General features: G+C 70.5%; 23 protein-coding genes, 1 tRNA gene and 2 pseudogenes. 18 read left to right on the forward strand and 8 right to left on the reverse strand.

The genetic code is table 11. From position 1 onward, the window contains the following. Positions 1 to 45 precede the first annotated feature (45 nt). The 7 genes and pseudogenes from NQ706_RS04995 to NQ706_RS05025 form a co-directional block, all read left to right on the forward strand. Positions 46 to 1,020 carry a hypothetical protein gene (locus NQ706_RS04995; RefSeq protein ID WP_051806197.1) on the forward strand — a complete coding sequence of 325 codons (975 nt, stop codon included), beginning with the start codon at positions 46 to 48 and terminating at the stop codon, positions 1,018 to 1,020. Continuing rightward, positions 1,011 to 2,129: a TadA family conjugal transfer-associated ATPase gene (locus tag NQ706_RS05000; protein WP_235181950.1), complete on the forward strand. Its 1,119-nt coding sequence runs from the start codon at positions 1,011 to 1,013 to the stop codon at positions 2,127 to 2,129. The genes NQ706_RS04995 and NQ706_RS05000 overlap by 10 nt, the downstream gene beginning before the upstream one ends. After that, positions 2,126 to 2,824 carry a type II secretion system F family protein gene (locus NQ706_RS05005; protein ID WP_051806195.1) on the forward strand — a complete coding sequence of 233 codons (699 nt, stop codon included), beginning with the start codon at positions 2,126 to 2,128 and terminating at the stop codon, positions 2,822 to 2,824. The genes NQ706_RS05000 and NQ706_RS05005 overlap by 4 nt, the downstream gene beginning before the upstream one ends. Further along, entirely contained in the window at positions 2,821 to 3,441 is a 621-nt protein-coding gene (locus tag NQ706_RS05010) for a type II secretion system F family protein (protein WP_006943927.1), read from the forward strand. The genes NQ706_RS05005 and NQ706_RS05010 overlap by 4 nt, the downstream gene beginning before the upstream one ends. 78 nt (positions 3,442 to 3,519) lie before the next feature. After that, positions 3,520 to 3,732, forward strand: coding sequence for a DUF4244 domain-containing protein (locus tag NQ706_RS05015; protein WP_006943941.1), 213 nt, complete (start codon positions 3,520 to 3,522; stop codon positions 3,730 to 3,732). 209 nt (positions 3,733 to 3,941) lie between these two features. Beyond that, the gene (locus NQ706_RS05020) at positions 3,942 to 4,262 is read left to right on the forward strand and encodes a TadE family type IV pilus minor pilin (RefSeq protein ID WP_038569562.1); all 321 of its coding nucleotides are present in this window, start codon (positions 3,942 to 3,944) and stop codon (positions 4,260 to 4,262) included. Further along, positions 4,259 to 4,762, forward strand: a pseudogene (locus NQ706_RS05025) (Rv3654c family TadE-like protein); the annotation flags it as partial. The gene NQ706_RS05020 and the pseudogene NQ706_RS05025, both read left to right, overlap by 4 nt. Before the next feature lie 93 nt (positions 4,763 to 4,855). Here NQ706_RS05025 and NQ706_RS05030 read toward each other — a convergent pair. Next, positions 4,856 to 7,396, reverse strand: a complete 2,541-nt coding sequence (locus NQ706_RS05030) for a DEAD/DEAH box helicase (protein ID WP_038569556.1) — start codon at positions 7,394 to 7,396, stop codon at positions 4,856 to 4,858. A 152-nt stretch (positions 7,397 to 7,548) separates the two neighbouring features. Here NQ706_RS05030 and NQ706_RS05035 point away from each other — a divergent pair, with 152 nt between their 5' ends. Further along, positions 7,549 to 7,899 (forward strand): STAS domain-containing protein, encoded by a 351-nt coding sequence (locus NQ706_RS05035; protein ID WP_038569554.1) that lies wholly within the window; start codon positions 7,549 to 7,551, stop codon positions 7,897 to 7,899. Between the two features lie 69 nt (positions 7,900 to 7,968). Next, positions 7,969 to 9,522 (forward strand): methyltransferase, encoded by a 1,554-nt coding sequence (locus NQ706_RS05040; RefSeq protein WP_404360502.1) that lies wholly within the window; start codon positions 7,969 to 7,971, stop codon positions 9,520 to 9,522. Between the two features lie 104 nt (positions 9,523 to 9,626). Here the strand turns inward: NQ706_RS05040 and NQ706_RS05045 are convergent, their stop codons facing one another. Beyond that, positions 9,627 to 10,439, reverse strand: a complete 813-nt coding sequence (locus tag NQ706_RS05045) for a dioxygenase (protein ID WP_038569549.1) — start codon at positions 10,437 to 10,439, stop codon at positions 9,627 to 9,629. A 315-nt stretch (positions 10,440 to 10,754) separates the two neighbouring features. Between NQ706_RS05045 and topA the strand changes: the two genes are divergently transcribed. Beyond that, on the forward strand, positions 10,755 to 13,577 hold the full coding sequence (gene topA / locus NQ706_RS05050) for a type I DNA topoisomerase (protein ID WP_038569546.1): 2,823 nt from the start codon (positions 10,755 to 10,757) through the stop codon (positions 13,575 to 13,577). 61 nt (positions 13,578 to 13,638) lie between these two features. Here topA and NQ706_RS05055 read toward each other — a convergent pair whose 3' ends face one another. Then, a complete protein-coding gene (locus tag NQ706_RS05055; RefSeq protein WP_038569543.1) occupies positions 13,639 to 14,199 on the reverse strand; it encodes a dienelactone hydrolase family protein in 561 nt (186 codons plus the stop codon). A 95-nt stretch (positions 14,200 to 14,294) separates the two neighbouring features. Between NQ706_RS05055 and NQ706_RS05060 the strand changes: the two genes are divergently transcribed. From NQ706_RS05060 to NQ706_RS05085, 6 genes are all read left to right on the forward strand, one after another. Beyond that, positions 14,295 to 14,942, forward strand: a complete 648-nt coding sequence (locus NQ706_RS05060; protein WP_038569541.1) for a hypothetical protein — start codon at positions 14,295 to 14,297, stop codon at positions 14,940 to 14,942. Between the two features lie 33 nt (positions 14,943 to 14,975). After that, entirely contained in the window at positions 14,976 to 15,212 is a 237-nt protein-coding gene (locus NQ706_RS05065) for a MerR family transcriptional regulator (RefSeq protein WP_038569538.1), read from the forward strand. A 131-nt stretch (positions 15,213 to 15,343) separates the two neighbouring features. Next, entirely contained in the window at positions 15,344 to 16,168 is an 825-nt protein-coding gene (tmk, locus tag NQ706_RS05070; protein ID WP_081873746.1) for a dTMP kinase, read from the forward strand. Next, positions 16,161 to 17,342, forward strand: coding sequence for a DNA polymerase III subunit delta' (locus NQ706_RS05075; protein WP_051806466.1), 1,182 nt, complete (start codon positions 16,161 to 16,163; stop codon positions 17,340 to 17,342). The genes tmk and NQ706_RS05075 overlap by 8 nt, the downstream gene beginning before the upstream one ends. 23 nt (positions 17,343 to 17,365) lie before the next feature. Then, a complete protein-coding gene (locus tag NQ706_RS05080; protein ID WP_404360506.1) occupies positions 17,366 to 18,931 on the forward strand; it encodes an alpha/beta hydrolase in 1,566 nt (521 codons plus the stop codon). 191 nt (positions 18,932 to 19,122) lie between these two features. Next, positions 19,123 to 19,196, forward strand: a tRNA-Thr gene (locus NQ706_RS05085). A gap of 117 nt (positions 19,197 to 19,313) precedes the next feature. Here the strand turns inward: NQ706_RS05085 and NQ706_RS05090 are convergent. The 4 genes and pseudogenes from NQ706_RS05090 to NQ706_RS05105 form a co-directional block, all read right to left on the reverse strand. Then, positions 19,314 to 21,035, reverse strand: a complete 1,722-nt coding sequence (locus NQ706_RS05090; protein ID WP_200874219.1) for an AMP-binding protein — start codon at positions 21,033 to 21,035, stop codon at positions 19,314 to 19,316. A gap of 54 nt (positions 21,036 to 21,089) precedes the next feature. Beyond that, positions 21,090 to 21,227 (reverse strand): hypothetical protein, encoded by a 138-nt coding sequence (locus tag NQ706_RS05095; RefSeq protein ID WP_235181949.1) that lies wholly within the window; start codon positions 21,225 to 21,227, stop codon positions 21,090 to 21,092. After that, a pseudogene (locus NQ706_RS05100) lies at positions 21,209 to 21,354 on the reverse strand (DNA-binding response regulator); the annotation flags it as partial. The pseudogene NQ706_RS05100 and the gene NQ706_RS05095, both read right to left, overlap by 19 nt. Positions 21,355 to 21,394: 40 nt before the next feature. Beyond that, positions 21,395 to 22,279: an ABC transporter ATP-binding protein gene (locus NQ706_RS05105; RefSeq protein WP_235181948.1), complete on the reverse strand. Its 885-nt coding sequence runs from the start codon at positions 22,277 to 22,279 to the stop codon at positions 21,395 to 21,397. 161 nt (positions 22,280 to 22,440) lie between these two features. On the opposite strand from NQ706_RS05105, the gene NQ706_RS05110 reads away from it, so the two are divergent. After that, positions 22,441 to 23,568, forward strand: coding sequence for a hypothetical protein (locus tag NQ706_RS05110; protein WP_051806188.1), 1,128 nt, complete (start codon positions 22,441 to 22,443; stop codon positions 23,566 to 23,568). Between the two features lie 88 nt (positions 23,569 to 23,656). On the opposite strand, the gene NQ706_RS05115 is transcribed toward NQ706_RS05110, so the two are convergent. Further along, the gene (locus tag NQ706_RS05115) at positions 23,657 to 24,691 is read right to left on the reverse strand and encodes a bile acid:sodium symporter family protein (protein WP_038569536.1); all 1,035 of its coding nucleotides are present in this window, start codon (positions 24,689 to 24,691) and stop codon (positions 23,657 to 23,659) included. Positions 24,692 to 24,894: 203 nt separating this feature from the next. Here NQ706_RS05115 and NQ706_RS05120 point away from each other — a divergent pair, with 203 nt between their 5' ends. Further along, entirely contained in the window at positions 24,895 to 26,283 is a 1,389-nt protein-coding gene (locus NQ706_RS05120; protein WP_038569532.1) for a nitrate/nitrite transporter, read from the forward strand. Positions 26,284 to 26,320: the final 37 nt, after the last annotated feature.

Genomic DNA, 26,320 nt, shown 5'->3' on the forward strand with positions numbered 1-26,320 from the left:
CTCGCGACCTTGGCCCGGGCTGGTGCCGGCGGTGACGGTGGAGCCATGAACGCATGGGACGACGTGGGGGCGAGATTCGAACTCCCCGGGCGGCATCGAAGCCGCCGTGAAGAGCAGTCCGTCGAGTCGGCGCGGGGCGACGGAGCGCGTGATGCATGGCCGGATGGCGAGGTAGTCGCCGACGACGTCGATGATCTGGTCGGTTCGGGCGGTGGCATCGTCGGCGTCGGGGATGGGGCCCTCGAGGCCCCGCTCGTGCGTGGACGTCGCATCGCGGTCATGTGCCCCGATTCGAGCATCGACGGTGCGTGCTTCGGGGCTGCGCTCGCGGGCTATCTGGCGAAGGTCGCGGCGGGCAGCGGCTCGTCGAGACCGCCGGTGGCCCTCGTCGACGGTCAACCCGGGACGGGTGGGCTCGACGTGCTGCTCGACCTCGAGACGGCGCCCGGTGCGCGCTGGCCGGCCCTGCGTGGTGCAGGATCTCACATCGACGGTGAGCGGCTGCTCGCCGCCCTGCCGCAGCGCGACGGGGTGGCGGTGCTCAGCCACACCGCCTCTCCCGCCGTCGTCGACGAGGAGTCGAGGCGCGCGACGCACGAGGCGCTCGCCCACGTCGCGGGGGATGTCGTGCACTGCCTGGCCGCGCATCCGCTGCCACGCCCGGGAGAGTTCGACGTCATCGTGCTGCTCGTGCGCGGCACGCTCGCGTCGACGGCTGCAGCGCAGCACACGGTGCAAGCGCTCACGGAGCTCGCGCTGGACGAGCCGGGCGGCTCGGGCATCGCGCCGGTCGCGCTCGTCGCGCTCGAGACGCCGGTGCGTACGCGCTCCGTGCTCGCCGAATCGCTCGGTGCCCCGCTCGTCGCGGCCGGCCCGACGCGGTGGCGCATGAGCGCCCACTGCCCGGCCGACCTGCTCGCGGGCCGATGGCCGGGGCAGCGTGAGACGACGATGACCCGCCTCGTGCGCGACGTGTCGATGTTCGTCGCGCGCCTCGAACGGGAGCCGTCATGGGCGTAGCCGAAGGCATGTGGAAGGAGATCCACGCCGGGCGTGCACCGAGCGCGCGCTCGCTCGAATCGCTCGTGAAGCTCGACGCGCCGGTGTTCGGGCAGGAGCAGCGCGTCGCACTCGAGGCGCGCCTCGACGCCGATGTCCTCGGCGCCGGGCCGCTGCGTGAAGCCCTCGAACTGCCCGGGGTGAGCGACGTGCTCGTCAACGGCACCCGGGGTGTCTGGGTCGATCGCGGATGCGGCGTCGAACGGATCGCGCTCGACCTCGGCGGCGAGGAAGACGTGCGGCGACTCGCCGTGCGCCTCGCTGCCGCAGCGGGCCGGCGCCTCGACGACGCGAGCCCCTACGTCGACGCCGTCCTGCCCGGCGGGGTGCGACTGCATGCGGTGCTGCCGCCGCTCGTCGACCACGGCGCACACCTGAGCCTGCGTGTGCCGGGCGGCTTGCGAATCGGTCTCGGCGACCTCGTCGCCCGCGGCGCGATGGACGACGAGGTGGCCGCGCTGCTGCTCGCCCTCGTGCGGGCCAAGGTGTCCTTCGTCATCAGCGGTGGCACCGGAACGGGCAAGACCACGCTGCTCGCGGCGCTGCTGCGTCACGTGCCACACGATGAACGCCTTCTCGTCGTCGAGGACGTACGGGAGCTCGCCGTCGAACACCCGCACGTGGTGCGACTCGAGGCGCGCTCCCCGAACGTCGAAGGGGTCGGCGAGGTGCCGCTGGCAGCGCTCGTGCGGCAATCGCTGCGCATGCGGCCCGACCGCATCGTCGTCGGCGAGGTGCGCGGCGCTGAGGTGCGTGAGCTCATGACGGCGCTCAACACGGGCCACGAGGGCGGGTGCGGCACTGTCCACGCCAACGCCGCGGCCGACGTGCCCGCGCGGTTCGAAGCGCTCGGCGCCCTGGCCGGCATGAGCCCCGAAGCGGTGCGCACGCAGCTGCGACCGGCGATCAGTGTCGTCATCCATGTCGAACGCGTCGACGGCATGCGCCGCGTCGCGAGCGTCGGGGTGATGGACGGCGATCACCATGGGCTGCGGGTCGAGGCAGCCTGGCAGCGCGGTGTGCGCGCGGGTGCCTGGTCCGCTCTGTGCGACCTGGGCGGTGTGCGATGAACGTCATGACGTTGGCGCTCGCGGCCGCCGTCGCCGTCATCGCCTGGCCGGCTCGGGTGCAGGCTCTTCCGGGGGCGCCCAGACGGGCGGCGCACGGGGTGCGGCGCCTGAGCAGCAGCGATCCCGAGGCCGAATGCCTGCAGGTCGTCGACGCTCTCGTGACCGTGCTGCGCGCCGGGTCGGCCGTCACGCCGGCCCTCATCATGGCGCTCGATGGTGTGGGGGCCACCTCGGCGGGTGGGAGCGCGACGAGTGCCGGGTGGCAGCGGCTGCGTCTCGAAGCGGTGCGCGACGGTGATGTCGTGCAGGTCTGGCGCGACCTCGGACGCTTGTGGCGCAGCGCCGCGTTCGAGGAGGTCGCCGCGGCCTGGCAGCTGTCGGCGCGGCACGGATGCCCACTCGCCGACGCGATGGAGGGTGCCGCCCGCAGTGTGCGAGCACGGCGCTCGCATCGTGCGTGCGTGGACGGTGCGACGGCGGGTCCGAAGGCGAGCACGTCGGTGCTGCTGGGCCTGCCGGTGCTCGGGGTGGGCCTCGGGATGCTGCTGGGCGTCGACATGCTCGGTTGCTACAGCGGCTTCTCCGGGCTGGTGACGCTGTGGCCCGGGATTGCGCTCATGTTCGTCGGGGCGCGGTGGTCGCGTCGCATGACGGCGTCCGCGCTCAAGGCACCGACCGAGGCGGCGACGTCATGACGGTGTGGGTGCTGGTGGCGGCGAGCGCCGCTGCGATGGCGTTGTGGCCGAGTTCGACGCGGGCCGAGCGGCCCGTCCTCGTCACGAGCGACGAGAGCGACACGGCGGATCATCCGTTGGCGGTCGCCTCCTCCATCGATCTGCTCGCCCTCGCACTGGAAGGCGGGGCGCCCGCCGTCGTCGCGCTCGAGGCCGTGGGAGCGGCGCAGCGGGGAGGGCCGTCGACGGAGACGGCGTTTCGGGATGCCGGCGGGCTCGAGCTGCCGAACAGCGCAGGCTCGCCGGGGAACGCGGCCGGTGGCGTCAGTACGGTCAGCCGCGTCGCGGCGGCGCTGCGCTGGGGCGTGGACGAACGTAGCGCTTGGGCGCTCGCGCCGCCCGTCTGGCGTCCCGTCGCGACAGCCTTCGAACTGGCCGGACGTTGCGGCGCGGCGCCGAGCTCGCTGCTGCGGCAGGCGGCCGACGACCTGCGTCGCTCCGAGGCCGAACGTGTCACGCAAGCGGGCGCGAAGGCCGGCGTGCGCATCGTCCTGCCGCTCGGCTTGTGTTTTCTGCCCGCCTTCATCCTCATCGCCATCGTTCCGCTCGTGCTCGGGCTCGTGAAACTGCCCGCCTGAGCGCCCACACACTCCGTCGCCGCCGGCGCCGGGACGTCCACTCCGGACGACAACCGCACCACCTTCAAGGAGACAACCATGATCGCCACCACCCGCCGTACCCGTGACGAGCTGCTGCGCCGCTGGCGCGCCGCGAGCGAAGCCGCCGAGCACGGCATGTCGACCGCGGAGTACGCCGTCGGCACCATCGCCGCCGTCGCGTTCGCCGCTGTGCTCATCGCCATCGTCAAGTCCGACACCGTCCGATCCGCGCTCGAGGGCATCTTCTCCTCGGCACTGTCGACGCGCTGACGGCGAGGGCGACGATGACCACGCGGGCGACGGCGCTGGGGGTGGCGAGGGCGACCTCGTCGCGGGCGACGCTCACGGCGACGAGTGCTCCATCGACTCGAACGGCTCGGCCTGCGGCCGGTCGGGCGTCGACGAAGCCTGCGTCCGCGACCATGGGATGCAATCTGGCCACATGGTTGCGCCGTCGTTGGTTGGTCGACGAATCAGGCATGGCTACAGCGGAATTCGCCGTTGCGCTGCCCGCCGTGGTCGTCGTCGTCTCGCTCGTCGTCGCCCTCACGCAGTTGTTGTTGACCCATCATCGGACGTGGAACGCGGCCTCCGTCGCCGCCCGTTCGGCCGCCAGGGGTGACGGCGACGACGCCGTACGTCGCGCCGTCGCCGCGACGGGCGTACCGGCGACGTTGAGCGTCGCTCGCGACGGCGGGTGGGTGACGGTCTCGCTCGTCGCCCGCCCGCCGTCGCCCCTCGGCTGGGTGCTGCCCGATGTCACGGCCCGTGCGGTGGCCGCTCAGGAAGAGGGCCCATGATCTGGCGATCCCGACAGCCGCGTCTACCCCAGCACGGGTCGACGCGTTCGTCGCAGCCGTCCCATCTGTGGCGCCGGCTGCCGCGCGCGTGTCCACGGACGTGGTCGCGGTCGTCCGCGCAAACACAAACACCGACACCGGCAAGGTCACGGACACCTGATCCGCGCGCACCTCGGACTCCGAGCGAGCGTGGTGGTGCGAGCGTCGTCATGGTGGGCGTCGTCGGGATGCTCGTCGCGCTGTTCGCGGGTGTCGCGACGTATGCGCGCATCGCCGTCGACGCCGAGCGCGTGAGGCTCGCGGCGGATCACGCGGCGCTGGCGGGTGCGTCCGTCGTGCTCGGCGCAGCGCGCCTGCCGGCAGGGGACGCCTGCGCGGCCGCCGGGCACAGTGCTCGCCTCAACGATGCGACGCTCACGACCTGCACCGAGTTGTCGACGGGGGTGCAGGTGACGGCGCGTCGTGCCTCGGCCCTCGGGCACGAGGTGACAGCGACCGCCCGAGCCGGCGCGCCCGAAGACCACTCGGCCAGACAGACGTCGGCACCCCCGTCGCCGGTGTCAGGGCCGCACTCGACGGGTCGACAACCGGCCTCAGCCGCCCGCGAGGCGACGCGAGTCGTCGTCAGGCGCGTCGGCGAGGACGCACTCGAGCAGCGTGAGGGCGCCGGCCTTGTCGAGCGGGGAGTTGCCGTTGCCGCACTTGGGCGACTGGATACAGGCCGGGCAGCCGTGTTCGCAGCCACAGGAGGCGATGGCGTCCTGTGTGGCGCGCAGCCACGTCGCCGCCCGTTCGTAGGCGCGCTCGGCAAAACCCGAGCCGCCGGGCAGGGCGTCGTAGACGACGACGGTGGGCATGTCCGTGTCGGGGTGCAGCGCGGTCGAGACGCCACCGACGTCCCACCGGTCTCCCTGCGCGACGAGCGAGATCAGCCCGATCGAGCAGTGCTCGGCCGCGTGCAGAGCCCCGGGCGCGCTCTCTGGTGTCACGCCGGCGTCGAGCAGGTGCTCCTCGGGAACCGTCCACCACACACCCTTCGTCATGAGGGTGCGCTCGGGCAGATCGAGCGGGTGCTCACCGATGACCTCGCCCGAGGGCAGCCGTCGCAGAAAGCTCGTCACCTGCGTGCGCACCCGAATGGTGCCGTAGTGGACGCCGACGGCACCCCATGTCTGCGACCGATCCTCCTCGAGGATGTCGAACGAGCTGACGGAGCGAGCCGCCGTCGACCACCCCGGGTTGCCGCGCACGACGTGCGCGCTGCCGTCGTCGAGGTCGAGGGACGTCACGACGAACGTGCGCCCTTGATGGACGTACACCGCGCCCGCGAAGACGCTCGAGTGGACGCGCTCCCCGTCGACCGTGCCGAGCACGGCCCCGGTGCGCGACTCGACGATGCGCACGTCACTGCCGCCGTCGCCCCGCAACGAGACGTGGTCGCCGGGCCGGTCGTCGCGCGCCCAGTACCAGCCGCTCGGACGCCGACGCAGGACGCGCTGGGCGACGAGCGCCTCGACGAGCGGCCACATGCCCGCGCCGAAGAGAGCCTCGTCGGCGGCCGTCAGGGGCAGTTCGGCAGCGGCGCTCGCGAGCTGCGGCCCGAGCACGTACGGGTTGCTCGGATCGACGACGGTCGCCTCGACCGGGCGGTCGAAGAACACATCGGGATGATGGACGAGATAGGTGTCGAGCGGATCGTCGGCGGCGACGAAGACGGCGAGCGCGTCACGCCCCGAGCGCCCCGCCCGCCCGCTCTGCTGACGCAGCGACGCGACCGTCCCCGGCCACCCGGCGAGCAGGACGGCGTCGAGGCCGCTGACGTCGATGCCGAGCTCGAGCGCGCTCGTGGCGGCCACCCCGGCGAGGGTGCCGTCGCGCAGCCCGCGTTCGACGGTGCGGCGTTCCTCGGGCAGGTAACCCCCGCGATAGGCAGCGACGAGGTCGGGGTCGAACCCGTGGTTCCACAGGCGGTTTCGCGCCATGTCGGCCATCACCTCGACACCCACACGTGAGCGCGCGAACGCGAGCGTCTGCACGCCGCGCCCGACCAGTTCGCCGAACAAGTCGGCCGTTTCGGCGACGGCACTACGACGCCCGAGGTCTTCGACTGTGAGGCCATCGTCCGCGCCGCCTTCCTGGGCGGCGCCACGATCCTGGGCAGAGCCAGGAGCAGCCTGGGCCGCGTCGCCATCCCGCGCGGCGTCGCCATCCTCGTCGCTCATCGCATCTGTGGCTGCCGCCACGGCCTCACCCATGGCCTCTGCCGCGCCCAGGGGCGGGCCGGGCTCCCACAGCGCGAACGTCAGGGCTGGGCTCGGCGAGCCGTCGTCGGTGACGGCGTCGACGTCGAGGCCTGTCAGAGCGCGGGCGTGTGCGGCGGGTTCACCGGAGGTCGCGGAGGCGAGCACGAACGTCGGGTGGCTGCCGTAGCGCGCGGCGACACGGCGCAGACGTCGGATGACGCCGGCCGTGTGGGCGCCGAACACGCCGCGATAGACATGGCACTCGTCGATGACCACGAGGCGCAGCGAGCGCCAGAAGATCGACCAGCGTTCGTGAGCGGGCAGCATCGAGTGGTGGAGCAGATCCGGGTTGGTCAGGATGATGCCGGCGTGGTCGCGGATCCAGCGTCGCTCGTCCGGGGGAGTGTCACCGTCGAGCGTCGCGATGCGTGCGCCCGGGATGGCGAGGGCGTCGAGGCGCGCGCGTTGGTCGGCGGCGAGCGCCTTCGTGGGCGAGAGGTAGAGCGTCGTGGCTCCGCGGATCGCCGCGAGCGCGCTGACGGGCGGGTCGCCGGGGCGGCGCGCGAAGTCGGCGCCGTCGACGGCAGCCGTCAGCATCGGCACCTGGTAGGCGAGCGACTTGCCCGAGGCGGTTCCGGTCGCGACGACGACGTGGCGGCGCTCGAACACGGCGTCGAGTGCGGTTCGTTGATGCGACCACAGGTGGTGGATTCCCTTGCCCTCGAACGCAGCTCGAACCACAGGCGCTACCGCGTCGGGCCACTCGGCGAGCGAGGCCTCACGGGCGGGGCGCGTGCGCACGTGGGTGACACCACCGGTGCCGGCGTCACGCAGCGCGTCGAGCCATTGCTCGGGGCCCGCACCGTCAGTGCGCGTGACTGCAGAACTCATGCGCACCCTCCACCCTGGATCTCAGCTCGAAGGAGATGAATGTGAAATCAACTTGCATTGACTTTTCGGCTTCCTGTGACAAAACTGAATCCCCAGAGAGCAGGCCTCGCCTGCGCCAGGATGAACCGTCGAGCAGCAGGAGCCCGGGCCGCGTGGAACTCAGAGTGAACCTTCGCCGGGACGACGGCATCGCCGTCATCGCCTTCGCCGGGGAGGTCGACGTGTACACCGCCCCCGTTCTGCGGGACGCCATCTCGAAGGTACTCGCCGCCGGTGACAAGGCGATGGTCGTCGACATGAGCGAGGTGAGCTTCCTCGATTCGACCGGCCTCGGTGTGCTCGTGGGCCGCCTCAAGGCCGTACGGATGCTCGAGGGGGTCATGCGGGTCGTCATCACCAATCCCCGGGTGCTCCGCAACTTCCAGATCACCGGCCTCGAGAAGATCTTCACCATCGATTCCACCGCCGCTGACGCCGTCGCGGCGGTCAAGGCGGGCGCCTGACGCTCCGCCGGCGCGCGCCGGTCCTCATGGGGTCGGCGGCTTGCACCACGTCAACGTCATACTGGGGTCATGTCTTCCCCGGCCCCTCACGTCGACGATTCCACGCGCGATCAGCTCGCCGCTCTGCGCGCTGACCTCGCTGCGGCGCCCTACACCGTCGAGGCGGTCGCCGACGTCCTCGGCCCGAGTGCGTCGGCCGCGCTGCACCGCGAACAGCCGACGGCTGCTCGCCGCATCCTGGCCGACGACGACAGTCCTGTCGCGACGATGGTGGCACTGTTCACGCTCGGTGGGCGCATGAGCCCGGCGCTGATCGAGGCGGCCTTCCCCGCCGCGGGGGTCGACGGTCTCACGGCGCTCGGGCTGCTCGCCGACGACGACACCCTCGAGCAGATGCGCGGAGACGGGGACGACCGCATTCTCGTCGCTACGTGCGACCTGCGCCCGTACGGCGACGAGACGTCGTCATGGTGGCTGGCATCGGATCTCTCGGAGATCGCGACGGGCCAGGTGCTCGAACCCGATCATGTGCTCGGCATCGGTGGCGCGTCGACGACCCTCGCAAGATGGACCCCGCGACGCACCGTCCGCAGCGCCCTCGACCTCGGCACCGGCTGCGGTGTTCAGGCCGCGCACCTCGCGGGCCACGTCGAGCACATCGTCGCCTCGGACCTCGCGACACGCGCGCTCGCCTTCGTCTGCTTCAACGCCGCCCTCAACGATCTCGACGTCGAGGTGCTCGCCGGTTCGATGCTCGAACCGGTCGCCGGCCGCCGATTCGACCTCATCGTGAGCAACCCGCCGTTCGTCATCACGCCGCGTCGCCCCGGCATGCCCGAGTACGAGTACCGCGACGGCGGTGCGGTGGGTGACGCCGTCGTGCGCAACCTGGTTCGCGACGTCGGCGCCCACCTCGAACCCGGTGGTGTCGCACAGTTCCTCGGCAACTGGGAGATGCGCGACGGCGAGACGTTCGAAGACGTCTGGGAGCGATGGCTCGACGGCGTCGACCTCGATGCGCTCGTGGTGCAGCGCGAGGTGCAGGATCCGTGTGAGTACGCCGAACTGTGGGCGCGTGACGGTGGCGCGCCCGTCGGGTCGCCCGAGTACGACGCCATGTACTCGGCCTGGCTCGACGACTTCGCGGCGCGCGGCGTCGAGCGCATCGGCTTCGGCATCATCACACTCCAGAGGCCGGCCGAACCCCGTCCCCGGTTCACCGATCTGCTCGACGAGCGCGGCTCTGTCGCCACCGCCATGGGCCCGACGATCGACGCAGGTCTCGCCGCGCGGGCGTGGATGGCGCGTGTCGGAGACGACGCGGTGCTCGACTCGTTCTGGCAGGCCGCGCCGGACGTCACGGAGGAGCGTCACACGAAACCCGGAGCGAGCGACCCGAGCGTCATCATGATCCGTCAGGGCGGCGGGTTCGGCATGTCGATCCAAGCCGACACCGTGCTCGCCGCGTTCCTGTCGGTCTGCGACGGATCGATGACGGCGCGCACGGCGCTGGAGGCCATCGCAACGCTCGTCGACGTGCCCGCTGACGACGCCGTCCGCGGCACGCTGCCGCTGCTGAAGCGCCTCGTCGCCAACGGTTTCCTCACCCGCGTCGAGCGCTGAGCACTTCTGCGATCCCTGTCCCCTTCTGCGCTTTTCGTCCACATTCGAATGTGGACGAAAAGCGCAGAAGGGTACGTAGATCGCAGTTGGGTACGGCCGGGGCGTCAGGCCAGCTGCCAGCTGCGCTTGCTCAGGCCGTACCAGAAACCGTCGACGGTGGTCTGCGCTGACGCCGACGCAGCTCCGTCCGGGTTGGCGGCGCCGAGCGCGACGTAGAGCGGTGCCCAGTGCTCGGTGCGCGGGTGCGCCTCATGGGCGGCGGGGGCCTTCGTCATGAAGTCGAACAGCGCGTCGAGGTCGCCGCTCGCCATCGTCTCGGCGGCCCAGTGGTCGAACTCCGACGACGGCGCTGGCGGGGCGCCGTCAGCGTCACCACTCGGACGGAACCACCGCAGGTTGTGGGTCGTGAACCCGGAACCGATGATGAGCGTCCCCTCGTCGCGCAGCGGCGCGAGCTTGCGGCCCAGCTCGAACAGCTCGACGGGGTCGAGCGTCGGCATCGACATCTGCAGGACGGGCACGTCGGCGTCGGGGAACATCTCGACGAGGGGGACGTAGGCGCCGTGGTCGAGACCGCGTGATGGGTCCTGGTGCACGGGCCGCTCGGGTGTGCCGACGAGGCGGGCCACCGATTCGGCGAGTTCGGGCGCGGCGGGCGCGTCGTACGTCACCTCGTAGTACTTCTGCGGGAATCCCCAGAAGTCGTAGGTGAGCCCGGCGCCGCTCGTCGACGACACCGTGACGGGCGCGTTCTCCCAGTGCGCCGAGACCATGAGGATCTGCTTCGGCTTGGGCAGTTCCTTGCCCCAGGCGGCCAGTTCGGCGGTCCAGGTCGCATCGTCCGCGAGGGGCGGCGCGCCGTGGCTGAGATAGGTGACGGGGAGTCGGTCGTCGGTGGCCTGTGTCGAGGTGCTCATACTGACGAAACTAGTTGACGTATCAACTTTATTCCAGTGGGTTCCTCGAGTAGCCGGAACACCGCTCTCGGCCGTCCTCGACATTCCGCTCCGCCCTCGGGCGTCGGTGCAGGGCAGCGCTGTGGGTGCGGGGCCGGGGCGGCGTCACGCGGCCGGACCCGTCACGTCTGGGTCGCGGTGCCCCTCCCGCGTCGCGACGGAGGTGCTCCCGCTGCCCCACGACCGGCTGTCGGTCCCGTCGGGTACGGTCTAGACGACCGCACGCGAAGGCGACGACGAATCCGTGGCCCGTGCGCGAACCGAAGGAGCACCCCAGTGGCGTCAGGCAAGAAACTCGTCATCGTCGAATCGCCCTCGAAGGGCAACAAGATCGCGTCTTATCTGGGCAGCGACTACGTCGTCGATGCCAGCGTCGGGCACATCCGTGACCTGCCGACGCCGAGCGAGATGCCGGCCGACATGAAGAAGGGCCCGTACGGCAAGTTCGCCGTCGACGTCGACAACGGTTTCGCGCCGTACTACGTCGTCGACGCGAACAAGAAGAAGAAGGTCGCCGAGCTCAAGCGCGCTCTGAAGGACGCCGACGAGCTCTACCTCGCCACCGATGAGGACCGCGAGGGCGAGGCCATCGCGTGGCACCTGCTCGAGACGCTGAAGCCGAAGGTGCCGGTCAAGCGCATGGTCTTCCACGAGGTGACGAAGGAAGCCATCCAGCGCGCCGTCAATGACACGCGCGAGCTCGACATGCAGATGGTCAACGCGCAGGAGACGCGCCGCATCCTCGACCGTCTCTATGGCTACGAGGTGTCGCCGGTGCTGTGGCGCAAGGTGCGTGCGGGCCTGTCGGCAGGGCGTGTGCAGTCGGTCGCGACGCGCATGGTCGTCGAGCGTGAGCGGGAGCGCATGGCGTTCCGCGCCGCGTCGTACTGGGACGTCGAGGGCGAGTTCGAGGCGAAGTCGAGCCAGGCGTTCACCGCCAAGCTGACGGGCGTCGACGGCGAGCGGGTCGCCTCCGGCCGCGACTTCGGCGACGACGGGCGCCTCAAGAGCTCGGGCGTGCGCCACCTCGACGGTGCGGCGGCCGAGAAGATCGCTGAGGCGACGCGAGCCGGCCACGCCGAGGTCAGTGCCGTCAGCGAGAAGCCGTACTCGCGCAAGCCGAGCGCGCCGTTCATCACCTCGACGCTGCAGCAGGAGGCCAGCCGCAAGCTGCGTCTGGGCTCGAAGGACACGATGCGCGTCGCGCAGCGCCTGTACGAGAACGGCTACATCACGTACATGCGTACCGACTCGGTGGCCCTGTCCGAGCAGGCCATCAGCGCCGCGCGTCAGCAGGCGCGCGACCTGTACGGCGCCGAATACGTGCCGGACGCTCCCCGCCGTTACGCGGGCAAGTCGAAGAACGCGCAGGAGGCGCACGAGGCGATCCGCCCGGCCGGTGATCGCTTCCGCACGCCCGCCCAGGTCGCCGGTGAGCTGCGCGGCACCGAGTTCGCGTTGTACGAGCTGATCTGGAAGCGCACCGTCGCCTCGCAGATGGCGGACGCGAAGGGTTCGACGGCGTCGGTCAAGGTCGCCGTCGGCATCGAGAGCTCGGGTATCGCCAAGCGCGCCGAGTACTCGGCGAGCGGCACCGTCATCACATTCCGGGGCTTTCTCGCCGCCTACGAGGAGGGCCGCGACGCCGATCGTTACTCGAACGATGACGGCGAACGTCGCCTGCCCAAGCTGTCCGAGGGTGTCGGCCTCGACGTGCTGCGCGCCGAGGCGTTGGGGCACGAGACGTCGCCGCCCGCGCGTTACACCGAGGCGACGCTGACGAAGGCACTCGAGGAGCGCGGCATCGGCCGCCCGTCGACGTACGCCGCGACGGTCGGCACGATCCAGGATCGCGGGTATGTGCGAACGCGCGGCAGCGCGCTCATCCCGACATGGCTCGCGTTCGCGGTGACGAACCTGCTCGAGACGCACTTCCCCAGCCTCGTCGACTACGACTTCACCGCCTCGATGGAGGAGGGGCTCGACCGCATCGCCGCCGGTGACGAGGAGCGCGCGGCCTGGCTCACGCGCTTCTACTTCGGCGACGAGGGTGAGTCGGCCGAGGGCCTCAAGCAACTCGTCGACGACCTCGGCGACATCGACGCACGCGGAATCTCCACCATTCCGATCGGCGAGGGTCTCGTCGTGCGCGTCGGGCGGTACGGGCCGTACGTCGAGGAGGAGGTGCCGAACGGCATCGATCCGGCGACGGGTGAGGTCAAGGAGGGCTTCGACCCCGAGAAGGTCGGCGAGAAGCCGCGGCGCGCGTCGATCACGGACGACATCGCGCCCGACGAGATGACGCCTGCGAAGATCCGCGAGCTGCTCGACGCCTCCGACGACGACGGCCGCGTCCTCGGCACCGACCCCGAGTCGGGCCACGAGATCGTCGCCAAGTCGGGACGCTACGGCCCGTACGTCACCGAGGTGCTGCCGGAGGTGACGCCTGCCGACGGTGAGAAGCCGAAGAAGAAGGCGGCGAAGCCGAAGCCGCGCACGGCGTCGCTGTTCAAGGACATGGATCTCGCGACGATCGAGCTCGACACCGCCCTCAAGCTGCTATCGCTGCCGCGCGTCGTCGGCGTCGTCGAAGAGAAGGCGACGGCCGAAGACGGCACGGAGACGACGAAGCAGGTCGAGATCACCGCGCAGAACGGGCGCTACGGGCCGTACCTGAAGAAGGGCACCGACTCGCGCTCGCTCGAGAACGAGGCGCAGCTGTTCACGATCACGCTCGAGGAGGCCGAGGCGATCTACGCCCAGCCGAAGCAACGTGGCCGCGCCGCCGCGAAGCCGCCGCTCAAGGAGTTCGGCGCCGACCCGACGTCCGGCAAGCCCGTCGTCGTCAAGGACGGCCGCTTCGGCGAGTACGTCACCGACGGCGAGACCAACGCGACGCTGCGCAAGGACGACGACGTCGAGACACTGACGGCCGAGCGGGCTTACGAGCTGCTCGCCGAGAAGCGCGCCAAGGGCCCCTCGACGCGCAAGAAGGCCGCCAAGAAGTCGACGAAGAAGGCTGCGACGAAGAAGACCGCCGCCAAGAAGACGACGACGAAGAAGACCGCTGCGAAAAAGACGACGGCCAAGAAGGCCTGACGACTCGCAGCAGCGTCATGACGCCCCGGTTCGAGTGTTGCTCGAGCTGGGGCATCGTCTGTCAGCGGATGAACGCGTCGAACGCGGCGATGCTCGCGTCGCATGCGGCGGCGTCACCGTCAGGGGTGGCGAGGTCGGTGAAGAGGTGGCCTTCGCCGGGTACGACGACGTCGTCGAACGGCGCGCCCGAGGTGGTGACGGCGTCGCGCAGCGCGGTGACGTCGGGTTCGCTGATGAACGGGTCGACGGCATGGCGATGCACCTGGACGGGGACGCCGTTCCATGTCCCGTCGCGCGGCGCCTCGACGTTGTGCAGGAGCACAGCGGCACGCGCGTCGGGTCGCTTCGCCGCGAACGCCTGAGCGAAGAACGCGCCGAGCGAGAAACCGGCGAGGACGGCGTCGGCCGGCGCGTCGTGGAGGGAGGTGCGCGCACGATCCATGAGGGCGCGAACGCCGACGGCGTCGCGGTGGGCGAGCCCGTTGTCGGTCGAGTCGAACACGCGCCTGTCGTAGTAGTCGGGGGTGACGACGACGTGGCCGAGCCCGCGCAGGGCGTCAGCGAAGTCGAGGACGGCCGTGCGCAGGCCGAGCGCTGAGTGGAACAGGACGATGTGAGCCATGGTCCCAGTGTCGTTCTTGAACGTGTTCAAAACACGGGAGGATGGGTGAGAGATGCGGCGCCGATGGGCGCGGCAGGGCGACTGGGAGAGGCATCGTGGCGAAGATGCTCGGCGGAGGAATGACGGGGGCGGGCGCGTCGAGCGCCGGCTCGCTTTCGGGGTCGCGAACGTCCGTGTGGCACACGGGCGGGCGGGCCGCCGTCATCGGTGTGGGGTCGGTGGCAGCGGGCTTCGCGGTGTCGTTGATCGCCGTCGCTGTCACTTGGATCGGCGGTCCAGCGGATACCTCCTCGCCCGCGAACTGGTTGAGTGACGCCGGGCTGGCGCTGGCGCTGCCGTGCGCCGTCATTGCGTGGGGCCTCGCGGCCTGGTCGCTGCACCTGACGCGGGGGCTCACGATGGGTGCGCGGCAGTTCTCGCTCGTGCTGTGGGGCGCGGCGACGCCGTGCGTCTACGGCTTTCTCGCGATGCTCTCGTTCGGTGTGTTCGGTGGCGACTGGGCCGGTGGCGGGCTCTTCTGGTCGGCGACGACCCTGATCGGCTTCTGCATCTGGTTCGTCACGTTGACGCCGATGTTCATCATGCTCATCGCACGGCCTCTGCTCTCGCGCGACCCGGCGACGGTGCCCGCCTCGCCCGGGGCCGCTGCAGTGAACGGTCGTGACGAGCGCGACGAGGACATCGAAACCGGGATGATCGGCGCGCGCGCCTCCCTGCGAGAGGTCTTTCGGCGCGAACCTTGACCCTGACGTGACGTGAGGCGATGGAGTGGGGTCATGACCGACGAACTGACGGTGGGGCAGGTGGCGGCACGTTTCGGCGTCACCGTCCGCACGCTGCATCACTACGACGCGATCGGGCTCGTGCGGCCGAGCGAACGTGGCTGGAACGGATACCGGCTGTACACGCCGGCGGACGTGCAACGCCTCGCTCGGGCCGTGCTGCCGGCGGGCGTGGACCGCTGCCCGACTTTTGTGCGTCTGCACGAGGAATGTGCCGCATATTCCTCGTGAAGACGCACAAAAGTCGCGCAGCTAGCAGGCGGCGCTTGTCGCGACCCCGTGCGGTGGCCCAGCGACGCTCCCCAGCAGGCGATTTCCGCGAGTTTCCGGGGTTGTCGGACGCACTGGGTAGGGTGAGCGCCATGCCCGACGACCTGCGCCTCGACGTCGAAACGCTGCGCGCCTCGAGTGACGTCATCAGCGACGCCACGACCGACGCCGTCGCCGATGTCGACGCCAACACCAAGGGCGCACCACGCGCCAACACCGCAGCCGGCGACGAGGTCGCGGCCGAGGCTGCCGCGCACGGGCTGTTCGTCACGTTCGAAGGTGGTGACGGCGCGGGCAAGACGACGCAGATCGAGCGTGCCGCTGCGTGGCTGCGTGAACTGGGCCGTGAGGTCGTCATCACGCGTGAACCGGGCGGTACCCCGCTGGGCGTGGAGATCAGGCGGCTCCTGCTCCATGGCGACGACGTCGCGTCGCGCGCCGAGGCCCTGCTCTACGCCGCCGACCGGGCGCACCACGTCGAGACGCTCGTGCGACCGGCCCTCGCGCGCGGTGCGGTAGTGCTGCAGGATCGCTACATCGACTCCTCGATCGCCTACCAGGGCGCCGGTCGTGCACTGGCCGCCGACGACGTCGAGTCCATCTCGCGCTGGGCGACACGCGGGCTGACGCCGGACGTCACGGTGCTCATCGACGTCTCGCCCGAGGTCGCGCGCGAACGTCGCGGCGCACGCGGTGCCGAAGACAGGCTCGAACGCGAGGCCGACGACTTCCACACCCGCGTGCGCGAGCACTTCCTCCGCCTCGCCGCGCGCGACGAGGCGCGCTACCTCGTCCTCGACGCCGGGCGTTCGCGCGACGACCTCACCGCCGCCGTCCGCACACGACTCGAGCAGGTCCTCGACGGCGGGCATGGCACACCGCGATCAGCCGCCGACCAAGCGGGGCGTCATGACTGACGTCGCCACGACCCGCCGGGTGCCGGGCGTCGGCGAGGGCGTGTGGCGTGATCTCGTCGGTCAACAGGAGGCGGTGCGCACGCTGAGCGAGGCCGTCGGGGACGCCCGTCGCATGACGCATGCGTGGCTCATCACCGGCCCGCCCGGCTCGGGCCGTTCCAACGCGGCTCGCTCGTTCGCTGCCGCGCTCGAGTGCCCGCAGGGCGGGTGCGGGGAGTGTCGCGAGTGCCGGACGACGATCGACGGCTCCCACGCCGACGTGCAGATCGTCTCGACGAGCGGCCTCACGATCCAGGTGCGCGAAGCGCGCGATCTGGCGTTGCAGGCGCAGTCGTCGCCGACGGTCGGGCGCTGGCGCGTCATCGTCATCGAGGACGCCGACCGTCTCACCGAACGCGCCGCCGACGCGCTGCTCAAGGCGCTCGAGGAGCCCGTCCCGCGCACCGTGTGGCTGCTGTGCGCGCCGAGCGTCGAGGACGTCATCGTGACGATCCGCAGCCGTTCGCGCCACGTCCGCCTGCGCATCCCGCCGCCTGACGACGTCGCCGAACTGCTCGTGCGCCGCGACGGCGTCGACCCCGCCATGGCGGCGTACGCGGCGCGCGCGGCGCAGTCGCACATCGGCATCGCGCGGCGCCTGGCGCGTGACGAGGGGGCGCGCATCCGGCGGCGCGAGACGATCCTGCTCGCGCTGCGCATCCGCGGGCTCGGCGACGCGATGAAGGCGGCAGCCGATCTCGCCTCGATCGCCGAAGACGAATCGGGCGCATCGTCGGGGGAGCGCAACGCCGCCGAGAAGGCCAAGCTGATGGAGCAGCTCGGCGCCGACCCGAGCGCGCGCACGCAGCCGCCGCACGTGCGCTCGGCGATCAACCAGCTCGAGAAGGAGCAGAAGACGCGGGCGACGCGCTTCGGGCGTGACGTCATCGACCGCGCCCTCGTCGATCTCGCCTCGATGTACCGCGACGCGCTCGTCGTGCGCTGGGGCGATCCGGTGCCGCTCGTCAACGCCGACATCGTCGACGACGTCGGCCGGCTCGCGCGCGCGTTCACTCCCGAAGGTCTGCTGCTCGCGCTCGACGCCATCAGCACCGCGCGTGAGCGCATCGCCGCCAACGTCCCCCCGCTGTTGGTCCTCGAAGCCATGTGCATCTCGCTCGAACTGCCCTCATGAGGCAGCCGGATAGGAGTCGCCCCGTGAAGAACATCGCGCGTTCGCGCCTGACGCAGGTGGCCGCGCTCGCGGCTGCGTCGATGCTCGCCGTCGGTGGGTGCAGCACGTCGTCTCCCACCTCGTCGGCGTCGTCGGACTCATCGGGCGGCGGCGCTGCGTCCGCCTCGTCGGCCGCGGGAGCGGCCGCGACCGGTCCGCTCAGTGCGTTCTACACGCAGAAGCTCGACTGGAAGAGCTGCGACGAGGGTGAGTGCGCGAAGCTGCGCGTGCCCATCGACTACGCGAAGCCGAGCGGCCCGAGCATCGAGGTCGCCGTCAACCGCATGAGGGCGACGGGGACGAAGAAAGGCTCACTTGTCGTCAACCCCGGCGGCCCCGGTGGCTCGGGCGTCGACTATGCCGCGGCGGCCGACCAGATCGTCAGCAAGTCGGTGCGCGAGAGCTACGAAATCGTCGGGTTCGACCCGCGCGGTGTGCAGCGTTCGGCCGCGATCACGTGCGTCGACGACGCGACGCTCGATCAGTTCATGGGCTCCGACCCCTCGCCCGATGACAAGAGCGAGCAGAACGCGCTGCTGGCGGGCGACAAGAAGTTCGCCGATGCGTGCAAGAAGAACGCCGGCCCGCTGCTCGGCCACGTCAGCACCGAAGAGGTCGCGAAGGACATGGACGTCCTGCGCGCGGCTCTCGGCGAGCAGAAGTTGAACTTCCTCGGCAAGTCGTACGGCACGATGCTGGGCGCGACGTACGCGGACCTTTTCGCGAAGAAGGTCGGGCGCATGGTGCTCGACGGCGTCCTGCCGCCCGATCTGTCGATGCAGCAGATCAACGAGGGGCAGGCGACCGGCTTCGAGAAGGCGCTCGATGCCTACCTGGCCGACTGCGCCTCGGGCGGCAAGTGCCCGCTCGGGTCCGACGCCGCGTCCGCGAAGAAGAAGCTGCAGACGTGGCTCGCCGGTCTCGACGCCAAACCCATCAAGGCGAGCGGCGACAAGCGCCTCAGCACCCTGACGGAGGGCTGGGCGATCAACGGCATCGCCGCGTCGCTCTACAACCAGGCGCAGTGGGGCGACCTGACGGAGGCGTTGCGCAGCGCCCTCGAGGGCGATGGTACGCAGCTGCTCAACGCCGGCAAGAGCTACGCGGAGCGCAACGATGACGGCACCTACCGAAGCAACGTCATGCAGGTCATCAATGCCGTGACGTGCCTTGATCGCCCCGCCCCGGCCGGCGGCGTGGCCGCGTACGAGAAGGACGCGGACGCGTTCTCGAAGAAGGCGCCGACGTGGGGTCGGCAGATGGCGTGGGCCGGCGCGGTGTGCGCCGACTGGCCGGTCAAGGCCACGGGTAAACCCCACGAGGTGAAGGCGTCCGGGTCGGCGCCGATCGTCGTCGTCGGGACGACCCGTGACCCCGCGACGCCGTACGAGTGGAGCGAACGCCTCGCCGGTGAACTGCAGAACAGCCGTTTCATCAGCTACGACGGTGACGGCCACACCGCCTACGGGCGCGGCTCCCAGTGCGTCGACGATGCCGTCGACCATTACCTCGTCGACGGCTCCGAACCTGCGAAGAAGACCACCTGCTGAATCGGGCTGACGGCGAACTGGCCGCGTCCTACGCCGTGCGCACCGAGCCGCCGTAGGCGCCCAGCCATGGGGAGGCGCTGCGGCTGCTGGGGTTGGTGCCCCCTGGGGGCAGCGAGCGGCGCGGGATTGGCGCCCCCCGCGCCGCTCGTGTAAAGTTTTGCCTCGCTGCCGGAGATATCCGATCAGCGGTTGCCGCTTTAGCTCAGTCGGCCAGAGCGTCTCACTCGTAATGAGAAGGTCGTCGGTTCGATTCCGACAAGCGGCTCCGAAGAAAGGCCCCCGAAGATTCGGGGGCCTTTCGCGTGCCCGGGCCCGGCCGACGATACGGCCCGCCCACGACAGGCACCGCCACCGCGGCGAGCGCCGTGCCGTCCGTCGCAGGTCAGTGCTCGAAGTCGTCGTCGCGGAACTCGCCGTCGGGGCGCACGTCGTCGCGGGCGAGGTCGTTCTCGCGACCGCGGAGTTCGACGCGGCGGATCTTGCCCGAGATCGTCTTGGGCAGTTCGGCGAACTCGAGTCGGCGCACGCGCTGCCACGGCGCGAGGCGCTCGCGGGCGAAGGTGAAGATGCTCTCGGCGGTCGCCGCGTCCGGCGAACTGCCTTCGACGAGAACGAGATACGCCTTCGGGACGGCGAGTCGCACGGCGTCGGGTGAGGGCACGATCGCCGCTTCGGCGACGGCAGGGTGCTCGATGAGCACCGACTCCAGCTCGAACGGGCTGATCTTGTAGTCGCTCGCCTTGAACACGTCGTCGGTGCGCCCGATGTAGCTGATGTGCCCCTCGTCGTCGATCGCGGCGACGTCGCCCGTGTGGTAGAAACCGCCCGCCATCGCGTCGGTGTTGCGGGCCTCGTCGCCGAGGTAACCCGTCATGAGTGGCAGGGGGTGGGCGGCGAGGTCGAGGCAGATCTCGCCCTCACCGGCGCCGTCGAGCCGTTCGCCGCTCAGCGGGTCGACGATGACGACGGGCACGCCCGGCAGCGGGCGCCCCATCGACCCGGGCTTCACCACCGAGCCGGGCGTGTTGCCGACGGCGGCCGTCATCTCAGTCTGGCCGTAGCCGTCGCGGATCGTCAGGCCCCACGCGCGTTCGATCTGCGTGATGACCTCCGGGTTGAGCGGTTCACCCGCGCCGATGAGTTCGCGCAGCGCGCCGCGCCCACCGGTCAGGTCGGCGTTGATGAGCATGCGCCACACCGTCGGCGGCGCGCAGAACGTGGTCACCTCGCGGGCACGCAGTTGCTGCAGCAGGGCGGAGGGGGAGAAACGCGTGTAGTTGTAGACGAAGATCGTCGCCTCGGCGATCCACGGCGCGAAGAAGCACGACCAGGCGTGCTTCGCCCATCCCGGGCTCGAGAGGTTGAGGTGGACGTCACCGGGGCGCAGACCGAGCCAGTACATCGTCGACAGGTGACCGATCGGGTAGGAGGCCTGTGTGTGCTCGACGAGCTTGGGGCGGCTCGTCGTGCCGGAGGTGAAGTAGTACAGCAGCGGATCGCTCGGTGCGGTGCCCGGGTGCTCGGTCGGCGCCACATCACCGACGCGGCGATACGCCCCGTGCAGGTCGGACCACCCGTCCGCGGCGCCGACGCTGAGCCGCGTGTACTCGCCCGGCACGCCCGAGAACTTGTCGACGTCGCCCGCGTTGGCGACGACGTGCCGCACCCCGCCGCGCGCGATGCGGTCGCGCAGATCGGCGGGCCCGACGGCCGTCGTCGTCGGCATGATGATCGCGCCTAGCTTCATGACGGCGAGCATGAGATCCCACAGTTCGATCTGGTTGCCGAGCATGAGGACGACGGGGTCACCGCGCTTCACGCCCTGCTCTGCGAGCCACGTGGCGACGGCGTCGGAGCGGCGCGCCATCTCGTCGTACGTCACCTCAAGCGACGAGCCGTCCTCCTCGACGATGACGATGGCTGTGCGGTGGTTGCCGCGCGCGACGGCGTCGAACCAGTCGATCGCCCAGTTGAACCGTTCGCCGACGTCGGGCCAGGTGAACGTCGCGAGGGCGTCGTCATGGCGTCCGCGCAGCTCGAGAAGTGAGTCGCGCGCGGCGCGGTAGGCCTCGGTGGGGGAGATGTCGGAGGCGGTGGTCGTCATGAGACGACATTGCCAAACACAACCAGGGTTACTGCGCGGTACGTATGAAGTGGGTCACGCTCGCACCCGCCCGTTCTCCTGCGCGATGCGGACGGCGTCGGCGCGGGTGCGTCCGCCCGTCTTGCCGATCGCCGACGACAGGTGGTTGCGCACCGTGCCCTCCGACAGGAAGACGGCGCGTGCTCGCGGCACGCGTCGAGCACCTCGTCACCCCGCCCGACCTCGGCGACGACCTCGAGTCGCTCTCCAGATCGAGCAGCGCCGCGAGCGCGCCACGCACCATCGCCTGGTCGTCGGCGATGAGAAGTCGGATCGTCATGGTCGGCCTTTCGTCGATGTTCGGGTCGATTCTGGGATGGTCAGCGCGCCCGCATGATGAGGGCGAAACCGGGGCCGCTGCCCGTCTCGACGACGGCGCCGCGTCCGTCGTCGACGACCGAGACGGGTGGGTTCGAGGGTGGCGTCCACGTGCGTGGCCCCCTGCGGCGGATGACGTTCGTCGCCGCCTCGCGCACTGCCCAGGCGAACAGTCCGTGTCGGGCAATGTCGCGATCACGCACCTGCCGCCACCTGCTGCGGATGTCGCTGCTCGAGCCGCCTGCGACGATCTCGCCGTCACGCATGACGACGACGCGGTCGGCCCGCGCGTCGGTCTCCTCGAGGTAGTGGGTGGCGAACAGGATCGTCCGGCCGCGCGGCGTCGGCATGGATGGCTTCCAGAAGGCCCGGCGGGCGTTGACGTCCATACCTGTCGTCGGCTCGTCGAGCACGATGAGCGCGGGGTCGGGCACGAGCGCCATCGCGAACCGCACGCGCTGCTGTTCGCCCCCGGAGCACTTGCCGACGCGTCGGTCGGCGAGGTCGGCGAGGTCGGCGACGCCGGCGGTCGTGAGGACGTCGTCGACGGGCCGGGCGTCGGGAAACAGGGCGGCGACGTACTCGACGCTCTCGCGCACCCTCAGTTCCTCGAGCAGTCCGCCGGTCTGCATGACGGCGGCGAGGAGGCCACGCGCGACGGCCGCGTGCGGCGTCATGCCGAAGACGCTGACGCTACCCGTCGTCGGTTCGCTCAGGCCGAGGATCATGTCGGTCGTCGTCGTCTTGCCCGCATCGTTCGGGCCGCGGAACGCGACGACCTCGCCGGGCGTGATCTCGAGGTCGCTCCCACGGACGTCCTCGACGCGCCCGTGCTTGCCGGGGAAGGTCTTCGTCACGCCGGTGAGGGTGATGGCTGCGTTGCTCATGCCTCCAGCCTCGTCGCGGTAGGGCATGCGTGCCTCGGGCGGGCGTCACGACGGTGCCACGACAAGTGTCACGAGTCGACGTTCCGGCGAGGATCGGCGGTCGGTACTGACAGTTGAGGGGTCACGCGCCCCCGCGCGGGGACGCATGACAGAGTGAAGGCATGCCCAGTTCGCCGACGAAACCGACGCGTAGCCCCGTGACGAAGGCGGGCGCGGGCACCGCTGTCGGCTGGATGAGTGTCGCCGCCGTCGTGACGATCCTCGTGACGCGCGGCTACCTGCTCGCGACGGGTTACCCGCAGGTTGGCGGCGAGATCTTCCACATCGCACACGCCGTGTGGGGTGGGTTGCTGCTCATGATCGCGTTGACGGTCGTGCTGTCCCTGGCCAATCGGTGGGCGACGGCGTTCGCCTCGATCGCGGGTGGCATCGGCATCGGGTTGTTCGTCGACGAGATCGGCAAGTTCATCACGAAGGACAACGACTACTTCTTCCCTCTCGCCGCGCCCCTGTGCTACGCGATTCTCGCGGCGCTCGGGGTGGCCGCGATGCGGGTGGGTTCGCAACGGCCGCCCCACGCTCGCAATCACCTCTACGCCGCGCTCGAACTCATGAAACCGGCGGCTGACGGGCCGCTCACGCGCAGCCAGGTCGAGACGATCGAGGGTCACCTCGACGCCGTCATGCGCGACGAGCCGACGGGGCAGGAGCGCGCCATCGCCGAGGGGCTGGCGCAGGCTCTCGACGTGGCGCGAAGCCAGGCCGTCCCCGATGACGAGCGTCGCGTCGGGCGGATCATGGAGCGTCTCGATGCGGTCGAGGAGCGGCTGCTGCCGCCGAGCCGTCAGCGCAAGCTGAGCCGTCTCGCGCTGGGCGTGCTCGCTGTCGTCGGTGTCTTCGCCGGGCCGGGCGTGTTCGTCTATTCGCTGTGGCAGGCCTACGGCCCCGGCGCGGTGAGCGGCCACAACAGCCTCCTCGGCGACCACCCGGGCAAGGTCGCGTGGACGGCCGCGAGCGTCGCCGCGCTCATCGGCACCGTCGCCGCGTTCTTCGCCTGGCGAGCGGTGAAGCGACTCGGTGACGACAGCAGCAGCCTCGCCGACGGCGCCCGCTGGGGCATCGCGGCGCTGTTGCTCATGCTCGGCGGCGTCAACCTGCTCAACGCCTACTTCAACCAGTTCCTCGTCTTCATCAACGCCTGCCTCGAGGCGGGCGTCGTAGGGCTGCTCGCCCGCGTGAAGAGCCGCGCCGACAAAGCCGCGAAGACGTTGGGGCACGACCACTCCTGACGGCGGCCGGACTCCGTGGTCGCGCGCTTGCACGCACGAACAGAGACGGCCGGGCGCACTTGCCCGACACGCCCGTGGGCCGAGGGTGTCAGCCCCGTGACGGCTCGCGTTCGCCGACCGGCCGGCGCGCGAACCACGCCGCGAGGATGGCGCCCGAGACGTTGTGCCACACCGAGAACACCGCCGACGGCAGCGCGGCCAGCGGCGAGAAGTGCACCTTGGCCAGCGTCGCGGCGAGGCCGGAGTTCTGCATGCCGACCTCGAACGCGAGCGCGCGTCGCGCCTTCACGTCGAGGCCCGCGAACCGTGCGGCGAGGTAGCCGAGCAGCAGCCCGAAACCGTTGTGCAGCACGACGGCGAGGAAGACGATGCCGCCAACCTTCGCGAGCTTTCCGGCGCTGCCGGCGACGACGATCGCGACGATCCACGCGATGACGAACGCGCTGATCCACGGCAGCGCGGGCGCGATGGCGCGTACGCCCTTGTCGCGGATGACGAGCCTGACGACGACGCCGAGCACGATCGGCACGAGCACCGTCTTGACGATGTCGACCATCATCGACCCCGCATCGACGTGCAGGTACGACCCGGCGAGGAACGCCGTCAGCAGGGGTGTGACGACGGGAGCGACGAGCGTCGAGACCGTCGCGACGGAGACGCCGAGGGCGACGTCTCCCTTCGACAGGAACGTCATGACGTTCGACGCCGTCCCGCTCGGCGCGCAGCCGACGAGGATGAGCCCGACGGCGAGCTCGGGGGAGAGGTTGAGTGCGTGCGCGATGATCCAGCCCGCTCCCGGCATGATGACGTAGTGCGCGGCCAGCCCGATGAGCACGGCCCACGGGCGGCGCAGGACGGCGGCGAAATCGCGCGGCGTCAGCGTCAGCCCCATCGTGAACATGACGACGCCGAGCAGGTACGGCACCCACGACGCGTGTGACGTGAACGTTGACGGGCTGTTGTACCCCCACAACCCGGCGATGACGACGACGATCGGCAGCACCGTCACCGCGATCATGGCGGCGCGACGCTGCGCGGGCGTCTCGACGGCGTCGGCGCCGCTCGTCGAGTGGGTGGTCGCTGAGTCGGTGGTCGCGGGAGTGGGGTGCTGCTCGTTCGTCACATTCGTCAGAGTAGAGGCGGGCACCGGCAGCAGTTGTCGATGTTCACGCAGCGGGCCCAGCCGTACCGACGATGCGAGGTGGGAGGGGCGCGAAAAGCGTTGCCGACGGGGCCCGCTCAGAGCGTCGTGGCTGCGGCGGGGTCGCTCGCATGCGTAGAAGCGCTGGCGGGCAACATCGAGAACCGAACTAAACTGGCGTCACCATGACGTCCCACACCGCCGCGCCCGTTGACACGCCCACCTCGAAACTTGTCGCCCCGCTCGGTGGGCGACGCGCCTGGGCGATCTGGACCGCGGCGGTGAGCGTCTACGTCCTCGCCGTGTTCCACCGCACGTCGCTCGGCGTCGCGGGCATCCTCGCGGCGCAGCGCTTCGGGATCTCGAGCGGACAACTCGCGACGTTCGCGATGGTGCAGTTGCTCGTTCACGCCGTCATGCAGGTGCCCGTAGGCGCGATGCTCGACCAGTTCGGTTCGAAGAAGCTGCTGGCCGCCGGCACGCTGACGATGACGCTCGGGCAGGCGTGGTTCGCGTTCGCGTCGACGTTCGCGCAAGGCATCGGCGCGCGCGTCCTCGTCGGCATGGGCGACGCGATGATCTTCGTGTGCGTCCTGCGCATCGCGGCGTTGTGGTTTCCGGTGCGACGCGCGCCGATGGTCACGCAGATCACCGGGTTCGCCGGCCAGCTCGGCTCGCTCCTCGCGGCAGGGCCACTCGCCGTCAGCCTGCACAGCCTCGGGTGGCGCACGACATACCTCGGCGCGGCGGCGTTCGGCGTCGTCCTCGGCGTCGTCATGTGGTTCGTCGTCATCGACTCGCCGACGCACGACGAGCGCCGCGACTCGATTCGCCTGCGCGCTGTCGGGCAGACACTCGCGCAGGTGTGGCGCGAGCCCGGCACGAAGCTCGGCCTGTGGGCGCACTTCACCGCGCAGTTCTCGATGAACGTGTTCATGCTGCTGTGGGGTTTCCCGTTCCTGACGAAGGGGCAGGGCCTGTCCGAGGGCGCCGCCAGCACGCTGCTCAGCATCATGGTCGTGACGATCATCGTCACGAGCCCACTCATGGGCACGTTCACCGCCCGCTTTCCGCACCGACGCTCCGTCGCCGTGTTCGCCGTCGTTCTCACCGTCATCACGCTGTGGACGATCGTGCTGCTGTGGCCCGGCCGTGCACCGTTGTGGTTGCTCGTGCTCCTGTGCATCGCCATGGCGTTCGGCGGACCAGGCTCGATGGTCGGCTTCGACGTCGCCCGCTCGTTCAATCCCGCCGCACGCATCGGCAGCGCCAACGGCATCGTCAACGTCGGCGGCTACGTCGCGTCCGTGACGTGCATCGTCCTCATCGGCCTCGTGCTCGACCACGTCGCCCCCGGCGGCCCGGCGACATACGACGTCGAGGCGTTCCGCAAGGCGATGAGTGTGCAGTACCTCGTGTGGGCACTGGGCCTGGCGATGATGTGGCACTACCGCCGCCGCACCCACGACGTCGTCCTCGCCGACGACGACTACGCGCACCTGCGCGCAGGCGTCTCCCGCCGACGCACCGAGCGCGCCGGGGCGGCCGAACACCGAGGTGCTACCCGCGCGTAAGCCCCTCCGCCGTCGCGAGCCTGTGCCAGGGTGGCGG

Source organism: Dermacoccus sp. BD5 (assembly GCF_044878485.1).
GTDB classification, from domain to species: domain Bacteria; phylum Actinomycetota; class Actinomycetes; order Actinomycetales; family Dermatophilaceae; genus Dermacoccus; species Dermacoccus nishinomiyaensis.